We start from the raw sequence: 9,554 nt of genomic DNA on the forward strand, positions 1-9,554 counted from the left end.
GCGATGGCTTCGCAAGAGGTGCTGCGAAGGATCTTCGGGTACGAGTCCTTCCGTGGGGACCAGCAGGACATCGTCGACCACGTCGTCTCGGGCGGGGACGCGTTGGTGCTCATGCCCACCGGGGGCGGGAAGTCGCTGTGCTACCAGATTCCCTCCCTGGTGCGCGAGGGCACCGGTGTGGTGATCTCGCCCCTGATCGCGCTGATGCAGGACCAGGTGGACGCGCTGCGGGACCTCGGCGTGCGCGCCGGGTTCCTCAACTCGACCCAGTTCCCCGACGAGCGCGCCCTGGTCGAGGCCGAGTTCCTGGCCGGTGAGCTGGACCTGCTCTACCTCGCACCCGAACGCCTGCGCACCGAGCAGACCACCCGGCTGCTGGCGCGCGGCAAGATCGCCCTGTTCGCCATCGACGAGGCGCACTGCGTCTCCCAGTGGGGCCACGACTTCCGGCCCGAGTACCTGGCGCTGTCGCACCTGCACGAGCGGTGGCCGGAGGTGCCCCGGGTGGCGCTCACCGCGACCGCCACCCCGGCCACGCACGCCGAGATCGCCGAACGACTCAACCTCGGCGCCGCCAAGCACTTCGTCGCCAGCTTCGACCGCCCGAACATCCAGTACCGGATCGTGCCCAAGAACGAGCCGAAGAAGCAGTTGCTGGAACTGCTGCGCACCGAGCACCAGGGCGACGCGGGCATCGTCTACTGCCTGTCCCGCAACTCGGTGGAGAAGACCGCCGAGTTCCTCACCCAGAACGGCATCCCGGCGCTGCCCTACCACGCGGGCCTGGACGCGGGCGTCCGCTCGCGCAACCAGTCGCGGTTCCTGCGCGAGGACGGCCTGGTGATGGTCGCCACGATCGCGTTCGGCATGGGCATCGACAAGCCGGACGTGAGGTTCGTCGCGCACCTGGACCTGCCGAAGTCCGTGGAGGGCTACTACCAGGAGACGGGCCGCGCGGGCCGGGACGGGCTGCCGTCCACCGCGTGGCTGGCGTACGGCCTGCAGGACGTCGTGCAGCAGCGCAAGATGATCGACGACTCCGAGGGCGACCAGCAGCACCGCCGCAAGCTCATGGCACACCTCGACGCGATGCTCGCCCTGTGCGAGACGGTCGAGTGCCGCCGCGTGCGGCTGCTCGACTACTTCGGCCAGTCCTCCACGCCGTGCGGCAACTGCGACACGTGCCTGGCACCGCCGCAGACCTGGGACGGCACGGTGGCCGCGCAGAAGGTGCTGTCCACCGTGGTGCGGCTGCGCAACGAACGGCGGCAGAAGTTCGGCGCGGGCCAGACGATCGACATCCTGCTCGGCCGCAAGACCGCGAAGGTCATCCAGCACGACCACGACCAGTTGAAGGTCTTCGGCATCGGCACCGAGCTGAACGAGAGCGGCTGGCGCGGCGTGATCCGCCAACTGCTCGCGCAGGGCCTGCTCGCGGTCGAGGGCGAGTACTCCACGCTCGTCCTCACACCCGCCTCCGACGAGGTGCTCTACCAGGGCCGCGAGGTGCCGATGCGGCGCGAGCCGGAACGCGCGGCCAAGGTCAAGGCCGCCAAGCCGGCCAAGGCCGCGCAGGTGGAGATGCCCGCCGAGGCCGCGCCGGTGTTCGAGAAGCTGCGCGCCTGGCGCACGGCGCAGGCGCGCGAGCAGGGCGTCCCGCCCTACATCATCTTCAACGACGCCACGTTGCGGCAGATCGCCGCGACCACGCCGACCACGCTGGACGAGCTGAGCGCGATCAGCGGCGTCGGCGAGAACAAGCTCGCCAAGTACGGTCAGCAGATCCTGGACACGTTGAGCGCATGAACGACCTCCGCGCCGATTGCACGCGCTGCTTCGCCCTGTGCTGCGTGGTTCCCGCCTTCGCCGAGTCGGTCGACTTCGCGATCGACAAACCGGCCCGCACGCCGTGCCCGAACCTGCGCGACGACTTCCGCTGCGGCATCCACACCAAGCTGCGGGACACCGGTTTCACCGGCTGCACGGTGTACGACTGCTTCGGCGCGGGCCAGCAGGTGGCGCAGGTGACGTTCGGCGGCACGAGCTGGCGGGACGACCCGGCGTCCGCGCAAGCGATGTTCGACGTCTTCCCGGTCATGCGGCAGCTGCACGAACTGCTCTGGTACCTCACCGAGGCGCTGGACCTGGAACCCGCCCGCGCGCTGCACCCCGACGCACGTGATCTGAAGAAGACGATCGAAACGCTCACCACCGGCACCCCCGAGGAGCTGCTGAAGCTGGACGTCGGCCCGTACTGGCAGCGCGCGAACGCCCTGCTGCTGCGCGCCAGCGAGCTGACCAGGGGCAAGGGCAAGAACCGGCGCGGCGCGGACCTGATCGGCAAGGACCTCAGGGGCGCGAACCTGAGGGCGTCCAACCTGCGCGGCGCGTACCTGATCGGCGCCACGCTGACCAACGCGGACCTGAGGCTGGTCGACTTCATCGGCGCGGACCTGCGCGGCGCGGACCTGTCCGGCGCGAACCTCACCGGGGCCTTCTTCCTCACCCAGGCCCAGGTGGACGCCGCCAAGGGTGACGAGGCGACGAAGCTGCCGAAGTCCGTGACCCGCCCGGCGCACTGGGTACGTCGACAGGCGTAGGCGAGCGAGCCGCTGTCGGGCGGACGCGGTGACGGACCACGGCGGGCCACGCTGTGCGCCATGAAACCGAAAGCGCGCAAGACGTGGCTGCTGCTGCACGTCATCACCTCCGTCGGCTGGCTCGGCGTCACGGTCGGCATGCTCGTGCTGGCGCTGGCGGCGTTCGACGCGCCGCAGCTCTACCAGGCGATGGAGCTGCTCGGCGACCTCGTGGTGCTGCCGCTGGCGTTAGGCGCGCTGGCCACCGGCGTGGTGCTGTCGGTGGGCACGAAGTGGGGCCTGGTGAAGCACAAGTGGGTGCTGGTGAAGTTCGTGCTGACCGTCGTCGCGGTGGTCGCCACGACGTTCTCGCTGCGCTCGGGTCTGCACGAGGCGGCGGACGGCGTCACGGCGGCGGGCGGTGACGTGCTGGCGGCGGCGTGCGTGTCGTCGGCGCTCTACACGTTCAACACCGTGCTGTCGGTGTTCAAGCCCTGGGGCCGGACCCGGTGGGCGCGCTGAGCCCGGCACGCCGGCGCTCGACGTTCGCCGTCAGCTCCGCCGGGTCGCACTCGGCGAGGTGGTCGCGGACCACGTCGTGCGGGAACCGGTGTTCGTCGACGAGCAGCACCCGGTCCCGCGCCGACTGCAGGACCGCCTTGCGCCGCAACGGGAACTCGTCCAGCGCGAGCGGCCGGGCCAGCAGTTCGGCCACGAGGTGCAGCGGCCGGTTCGCGATCGGCGTCACGGCCAGCCCGACCAGCAGCCCGGTCACCGCGCCCACCGCCGACAGCCGTACATCCGCGCCCGCGAGCACCGCCAGACCGACCCCGACCGCACCTGCCGCCGGCAGCCAGCGCAACCCGGCGGCCGGCCGCACCCGCAGCCCCGACCACACCTCCCGCAGACCGCCGACGAACGCACCCGCCACCGCGCCCGCGCCGAGCCCGATCCCCAGCCCCACCAACACCTCCGCCGGACCCACCACGACCACCACCCCAACGGGCACGAGTTCGCACGCCACCGCCAGGTAGCGGTCACGGGTGGTGCCGTACGCGACGCCCAACGAGACCAAGACGACCACGCCGAACCCCACCGCCCACGGCCACCGCGCGACCTGCGTGCCGATCACCCCGCCGAGCAGGGCCACCGCGCCGGTCACCACCGCGCCGGCCACGAAACCCGTTGCCGCCCAGAGGTTTCCCCGCCGCGGGTCACCGCGCGTCACCCGGAAGGTGCTGTTCGGCACCAGCACCGTCGCCACGGCGGCGACCCCGGCCGCCACCAGCCCCAGCCGCACGCCCACCACGAAGCACAACGCCGTCGCCGCACCCGCCAACGCACCCGGCGCGGCCCGCCGGAACAGCCGCCACACCACCTCCGGGCCGACGAAGTCCAGCCACACGTGCCGCGCGGGCAGCCGCGACCGCGCCACCAGGTCACGCTTGCGCCGCGCGATCCGGGCCAGGAACCGCAACGCACGCACCGTCCGCTCCGGACGCACCGCACCCCGTGCCGCCGACTCGACCACGTAGGTGTCCAGCACGCCCCGGTACTCCGCCCGCCCCGCCCGGTACGCCAGGGCCAGCAGGCCGAACGCGAGCGGCGTGCGCAGCTCGTCCCACAGGTCCGGGTTCTTCTCCAGCTCGTCGTGCAGCCCGTCCAGGCGCGGGCCGCACGCGGCGATCAGCTCCTGCACCACGGTGCGGGACAACGGTTCCACCCGCACGACGTCGTAGCGGGGCAGGTGCTCGTGCTCGTCGCTCGCGGTGCACAGCACGACCTGCGGCACGTTCAACGCGGTGATCCAGGCCAGGCACTCGACCCGGTCGGCGGGCGCCAGGTCGTCCAGCCCGTCGAACAGCAGCACGAGGTTGCGCTCGCGCAGCCACGCCCGGCCGACCCGCGGCGCGATCCGGTACCGCTCGGCGAGCACGCCGAGCAGCCACCGGCCGAAATCGTCGTCACGCCGCCACCCACCGAGGTCCACCACCACCGGTATCGGCCGCACCGGGTCGAGCGCGGCCCGCGCGAGCAGCGCCTCGGCCAGCTCCAGCAGCAACGTCGTCTTGCCCGCGCCCGGCTCACCGGTCACCACGACGGGGTTGCGCAGGCGCGTCGACAGGCGCGGTCCGACCCTGGGCACGACGCCGAGCTTGAGCCGCAGCTGCTCGGCCAGCGACCCGTCCACCCGGTCCCGCACGTACCGCTCCACCCGGTCCAGCGCCACGCGCCGGTTCGCCGGGTGCGCCGGACGTCTTCGCACCAGCAGGGCACCGAGCCGGTCCCACGCCGCCAGGCACGCGGTGAGCGCGGACAGCACGACCAGCGCCGGCCACAGCCACCGCGCGTGCGGGCCGAGGACGGGCAGCGCCGAACCGCCGGTGGCGGCGTTGATCGCGACGGGCACGAGCACGAGACCCGTGACGCCGCCGACCGCGATCAAGGCGACCAGCCGGGTGGTGCGGCCGAGTCGTCGCGCGTCCATGTGCCCTCCCACCAGGTCGCGATCGACGGTAACGGCGTTCGCGACGCGGGGGTAGGCGGGCTAGCGTGGTCGGCCGGTCACCGTCGGTGGTCATCCACCTCCACCAACGGCCGCGGCGGCGAACCGGTTCAGCCCTTGAGGAAGTCCACCAGGAGCCGGTTGACCGCGGCCGGCTGTTCGAGGAAGCCGAAGTGGCCCGCGTCGGCCACCTCCTCGTACCGCGCGCCCGGGATGGCGTCGGCGACCTCGCGGGCCAGGTGCGGCGGCAGCACGCGGTCGTCGGCGAAACCCACCACCAGGCACGGCACGGAGATGGCGCGGTAGGCGTCGAGCCGGTCGGCGAACTCGTTCATCTCCATCTGCGCGCGCACGCCCTTGCTCACCGCGGACCCGGTGTACTCGAACACGTCCAGCCAGTCCCGCACGCCCACCTGGTCGCGCAGCGTCGCGGGCGACAGGTTCAGCACCGCGTTCACCGCCGCGTAGTACTTCGATGGCAGCGTGATCCCCTGGTCGTGCAGCGCGCGCTCGCCTTGGGACAACGCGGTCTGCACGGCGTCGTTTCGGCCCGCGGTGGCCAGCATCACGGCCTTCGACACCAGGTCCGGCCGGGCCAGCGCGAGTTCCTGGGTGACCCGCGCGCCCATCGACGTGCCGACGACGTGCGCCCGGCCGCCGAGCTCGGAGATCAACGCCGCGACGTCGCCGACCAGGTCCTCGATGACCATCCCGGACGCGCACTCGTCCGTCGGCGGGATGCCCCGGTTGTCCACGGTCGCCACCCGGAAACCGGCCTCGCGCAGCGCGGGCACCTGGTGCGCGTGCCACACCCGCCCGGGGCTGCCGGTGCCCATCACCAGGACGACGAGGTCACCGTCGCCCTCCACCTGGTAGCTGAGGTTGATCCCGTTGAGCGCGACGACCGGCATGGCCCGGGAGGTTACCGACCGGCTCCGCACCAGGGCTATCACCGCGCCGAAAACGCTGCGGGCGCGGCGTGGGCGGCGCTTAAGGTGACGCCATGAGGCGAGCGATCCTGTCCGGTTCCACGTTCGAAGAACAGATCGGCTACGCGCGTGCGGTGGTCGACGGCGACTGGGTGCACGTCTCCGGCACCACCGGCTTCGACTACACCACCATGACCATCTCCGACGACGTGGTGGCTCAGGCCGAGCAGTGCCTGGCCAACATCGGCGCGGCGCTGGCCGAGGCGGAGAGCGGCTTCGCCGACGTGGTGCGCGTGACCTACTACCTGCCCGACGCCAAGGACTTCGAGCCGTGCTGGCCGGTGCTGCGCGCGGCGTTCGGCGAGGTCCGCCCGGCCGCGACGATGCTGGAGTGCGGCCTGGCCGACCCGCGGATGCGCATCGAGATCGAGGTGACGGCGCGTCGCCAGGCCCGCTAGCGCGGTGTGTGTCCCGGCTCACGCCACCGGGGATTGAAACTGACGCCGGTGTCAGGTTCGACCATGTGGTATGCGCATCACCGCTGCTCGAACCGACACCGTGCCGCGCACGGCGAAGCTGCCCCTGCGACCGCTGCTCGCACTGGCCACGGCCGCGTTCACCACCGTCCTGACCGAGGCGTTGCCCGCGGGCGTGCTGCGCGGGATGAGCGCCGGCCTAGGCGTGAGCGAGTCCGCGACCGGCCAACTGGTCACCGTCTACGCGATCGGCACGGTCGCGGCGGCGATCCCGCTGTCCGCCGTCACGTCCACCTGGCCGCGCAAGCGCTTGCTCCTGGCCGGGGTCGCGGGTTTCGCCCTCGCCAACACCGTCACCGCCGTGTCGTCGCACTTCCCGCTCACCCTGGCCGCCCGGTTCGTCGCCGGTGTGGCCGCGGGCGTGGTGTGGGCGCTGCTGGCGGGGTACGCCCGCCGCGTCGCGCCCGACCACCTGCGCGGCAAGGCCACCGCGCTGGTCATGGCCGGCATCCCGGTGGCGTTGTCGCTCGGCGTGCCCGCGGGCACGTTCCTCGGCACCGCGCTCGGCTGGCGTGCCGCGTTCTGGGCGATGACGGCGCTGGCGGTCGCGCTGATCGCGTGGACGGTCGCGGTGGTGCCGGACCGGCCCGGTCAGCCGCGCGGCGAACGGATCCCGGTCGGGCGGACGCTGGCGCTGCCCGGTGTGGTGCCGGTGATGGTCGTGACGCTGGTGTTCGTGCTCGCGCACACGATCCTCTACACCTACATCGCCGCGTACCTGGCGCGGCTCGGCCTGGCCGACCGGGTCGACGCGGTGCTGCTCGTGTTCGGCGTGGCGTCGGTGGCGGGCATCTGGGTCGTGGGCGCGCACATCGACCGCCGGTTGCGCGCGTTGATGATCGGCGCCGCCGTGCTGTTCGCGGTCGCGGTCACCGTGCTGGCCGCCGACCTGGCCTCCGCGCCCCTCGTCTACGTCGCGGTGGCGTTGTGGGGCTTGGGGTTCGGTGGTGTGCCGACGCTGCTGACCACGGCGGCCGGTGACGCGGGCGGCGAGGCGGCGGACTCCGCGCAGGCCCTGCTGGTCACGTTGTGGAACGCGGCCATGGCGGGCGGCGGTGTGGCGGGCGGGTTGCTGCTCGACGGGTTCGGTGCGGGGTCGTTGCCGTGGAGCGCGTTGGTGCTCCTCGTGCCCGCCCTCACCGTGGTCGTCGCCGCCCGCTCACACGGCTTCCCGGCGGTCCGGCGGTGATCAGCGCGGCCCGTGCTCGGCCCACTCGATGGCGGGGCAGCGGTCCATGACGACGTCCAGCCCGGCGGCCGTGGCCCGTTCGTAGGCCTCCTCGTCGATGACGTCGAGTTGGAACCACACCGCCTTGGCACCGATCCGCACGGCCTCGTCGGCGAACGCGCCCGCCGCCTCGGACCGGCGGAACACGTCCACCACGTCCACCGGGAACGGGATGTCGGCCAGCGTCGCGTAGCCCTGCTCGCCGTGCACGGTCGGCGCGTCCGGGTGCACGGGCACGATGCGCTTGCCGCGCTGCTGGAGGAACTTCGCCACGCCGTAGGCGGCGCGGTGCGGGTGGTCGGCCAGCCCGACCACGGCCCACGTGCCGCCGTCGGCGAGGACGCGGCGGATCTTGTCGGGGTCACCCCAGGGTTCGGTCATGGCACCAGCGTAGGACGGGCTGACGTGAAGGGCTTTCGCGTTTACTCTGTGGACTGCCCGCCGCCGCGGAGCCTTCGAGAGGACTTCTTGATGCGCGCCACCCGATCAGCTCTGATCGCCACGCTCGTCGCCTCCCTGACTGCCGCCACCACCGCCGCCGCCGCCGCACCGCTCGCCGCCCAAGCCGCGCCCGCCGACGGCCTCTACTACGTGCAAAGCGTCACCACGGGCCTGAATGCCGGTGTTTCGGGCACGTCCGTGCTCCAGCGCCGGCCGAAGGGCGACGAGGACCGCCAGCAGTGGGCGCTGGCCGGCCGCACGCTGCGCGAGGGCACCCAGTGCCTGGGCCGCCAGGGCGACCAGGCCGTGGTGCTGTCCTGCGGCAGCGCCGACGCCCAGTGGGACGTGCTGCCGGACGGTGACCGGTTCCGGTTGAAGGTGCCCGGCGTCGACCGCTACCTGATCGCGTCCGGCACGGACCAGGTGCGGATCGGGGTCGGAGCCGATCGCTGGTACCTCACCCCGGTGTCACCCCAGCGGGTGCCCGTGCCGCCGGAGGGTGAGCGGCGGCTGGACCAGGTCACCTTCCTCACCGCGCACAACGCCTACGCCAACGGCGTGGACGGTGGCTTCGCCCCGCCGTTCATCAACCTCGCCCCCAACCAGGCGCGCGGCCTCGAACAGCAGCTCAGGGACGGTGTGCGCGGGTTCCAGCTGGACGTCCGCCAGACCCCGGACGGCGCGATCCTGTGCCACAACAGCTGCACGTGGGTCAGCCGCCCGGTGGCGCTGTGGGTCGACGTGCAGCGGGTCGTGGACTTCCTGCACCGCAACCCGACCGAGTTCGTCACGATCTTCCTGGAGGACTACGTCTCCGCCGAGGTGCTGCGCGCCGAGCTGAGCCGCGTCACGGGCCTGGGCGACATCCTGTTCCGCCCGGACCAGGCGGGCGTGCGGGCGAACGGCTGGCCCACGCTGAACACCCTGCGCGCCACCGGCAAGCGCCTGATGATCTTCACCGACCACAGCCGTTCCGGTGACGCCGTGCCGCGTGACAGCTTCGGCGTGATGTACCAGCCGGAGTGGACGGTGGAGAACCACTGGTCGATGGGCTCGGGCCTGGGCACTTCGGACTGGTCCTGCTACAGCCGCTGGGGTACGCCGCTGACCCGCACCGAGCCCGGATTCCGGCCGTTGTTCGTGATGAACCACTTCCGCGACGTCCCGTTCACCGGCACCGCGACCACGGACAACGGCAAGCTCGCCGACCGGGCCCGCCGGTTCTGCGAGCCCGCCGCCCGCAAGACCCCGACTTACCTGGCCGTGGACCACTACCACCTGGGCAACCCGATGGCGGCGGTCCAGGCCCTGACCGGTGAGCGATTCGAACCCTAG

General features: G+C 72.3%; 9 protein-coding genes. 6 read left to right on the forward strand and 3 right to left on the reverse strand.

Annotated elements, in window-relative coordinates:
• The first annotated feature begins 3 nt into the window (after positions 1–3).
• The 3 genes from recQ to A6A25_RS12155 are packed head-to-tail and all read left to right on the forward strand — an operon-like array spanning position 4 to position 3,101.
• Positions 4–1,806 carry a DNA helicase RecQ gene (gene recQ, locus A6A25_RS12145; protein WP_073888606.1) on the forward strand — a complete coding sequence of 601 codons (1,803 nt, stop codon included), beginning with the start codon at positions 4–6 and terminating at the stop codon, positions 1,804–1,806.
• Positions 1,803–2,600, forward strand: coding sequence for a pentapeptide repeat-containing protein (locus A6A25_RS12150; RefSeq protein WP_073888629.1), 798 nt, complete (start codon positions 1,803–1,805; stop codon positions 2,598–2,600). Before recQ ends, A6A25_RS12150 begins: the two co-directional genes overlap by 4 nt.
• Positions 2,601–2,660: 60 nt before the next feature.
• The gene (locus A6A25_RS12155) at positions 2,661–3,101 is read left to right on the forward strand and encodes a hypothetical protein (RefSeq protein ID WP_073888631.1); all 441 of its coding nucleotides are present in this window, start codon (positions 2,661–2,663) and stop codon (positions 3,099–3,101) included.
• Here A6A25_RS12155 and A6A25_RS12160 read toward each other — a convergent pair.
• A complete protein-coding gene (locus A6A25_RS12160) occupies positions 3,067–5,067 on the reverse strand; it encodes an NACHT domain-containing protein (protein ID WP_073888633.1) in 2,001 nt (666 codons plus the stop codon). The two genes, A6A25_RS12155 and A6A25_RS12160, sit on opposite strands and share 35 nt — an antisense overlap.
• Before the next feature lie 128 nt (positions 5,068–5,195).
• Complete coding sequence (locus A6A25_RS12165) at positions 5,196–5,996, reverse strand: alpha/beta fold hydrolase (protein WP_073888635.1); 801 nt, start codon at positions 5,994–5,996, stop codon at positions 5,196–5,198.
• Between the two features lie 92 nt (positions 5,997–6,088).
• Between A6A25_RS12165 and A6A25_RS12170 the strand changes: the two genes are divergently transcribed.
• Together A6A25_RS12170 and A6A25_RS12175 are read left to right on the forward strand one after the other, a co-directional pair.
• Positions 6,089–6,472, forward strand: a complete 384-nt coding sequence (locus A6A25_RS12170; protein WP_073888637.1) for a RidA family protein — start codon at positions 6,089–6,091, stop codon at positions 6,470–6,472.
• A 70-nt stretch (positions 6,473–6,542) separates the two neighbouring features.
• Positions 6,543–7,739, forward strand: a complete 1,197-nt coding sequence (locus tag A6A25_RS12175; RefSeq protein ID WP_073888639.1) for an MFS transporter — start codon at positions 6,543–6,545, stop codon at positions 7,737–7,739.
• Here A6A25_RS12175 and A6A25_RS12180 read toward each other — a convergent pair whose 3' ends face one another.
• Positions 7,740–8,159 carry a CoA-binding protein gene (locus A6A25_RS12180; protein WP_073888641.1) on the reverse strand — a complete coding sequence of 140 codons (420 nt, stop codon included), beginning with the start codon at positions 8,157–8,159 and terminating at the stop codon, positions 7,740–7,742. It abuts the gene before it with no gap.
• A 90-nt stretch (positions 8,160–8,249) separates the two neighbouring features.
• On the opposite strand from A6A25_RS12180, the gene A6A25_RS12185 reads away from it, so the two are divergent.
• Positions 8,250–9,554: a PI-PLC domain-containing protein gene (locus A6A25_RS12185; RefSeq protein ID WP_073888643.1), complete on the forward strand. Its 1,305-nt coding sequence runs from the start codon at positions 8,250–8,252 to the stop codon at positions 9,552–9,554.

Origin of the sequence: Saccharothrix sp. CB00851 (assembly GCF_001905065.1) — a bacterium.
In the GTDB taxonomy this organism is placed as follows: Bacteria; Actinomycetota; Actinomycetes; order Mycobacteriales; family Pseudonocardiaceae; genus Actinosynnema.

Excerpts from the sequence above, each read along its gene's own strand:
- recQ (WP_073888606.1), top strand. The coding sequence starts at position 4 with ATGGCTTCGCAAGAGGTGCTGCGAAGGATCTTCGGGTACGAGTCCTTC.
- A6A25_RS12150 (WP_073888629.1), top strand. The coding sequence starts at position 1,803 with ATGAACGACCTCCGCGCCGATTGCACGCGCTGCTTCGCCCTGTGCTGC.
- A6A25_RS12155 (WP_073888631.1), top strand. The coding sequence starts at position 2,661 with ATGAAACCGAAAGCGCGCAAGACGTGGCTGCTGCTGCACGTCATCACC.
- A6A25_RS12160 (WP_073888633.1), bottom strand. The coding sequence starts at position 5,067 with ATGGACGCGCGACGACTCGGCCGCACCACCCGGCTGGTCGCCTTGATC.
- A6A25_RS12165 (WP_073888635.1), bottom strand. The coding sequence starts at position 5,996 with ATGCCGGTCGTCGCGCTCAACGGGATCAACCTCAGCTACCAGGTGGAG.
- A6A25_RS12170 (WP_073888637.1), top strand. The coding sequence starts at position 6,089 with ATGAGGCGAGCGATCCTGTCCGGTTCCACGTTCGAAGAACAGATCGGC.
- A6A25_RS12175 (WP_073888639.1), top strand. The coding sequence starts at position 6,543 with ATGCGCATCACCGCTGCTCGAACCGACACCGTGCCGCGCACGGCGAAG.
- A6A25_RS12180 (WP_073888641.1), bottom strand. The coding sequence starts at position 8,159 with ATGACCGAACCCTGGGGTGACCCCGACAAGATCCGCCGCGTCCTCGCC.
- A6A25_RS12185 (WP_073888643.1), top strand. The coding sequence starts at position 8,250 with ATGCGCGCCACCCGATCAGCTCTGATCGCCACGCTCGTCGCCTCCCTG.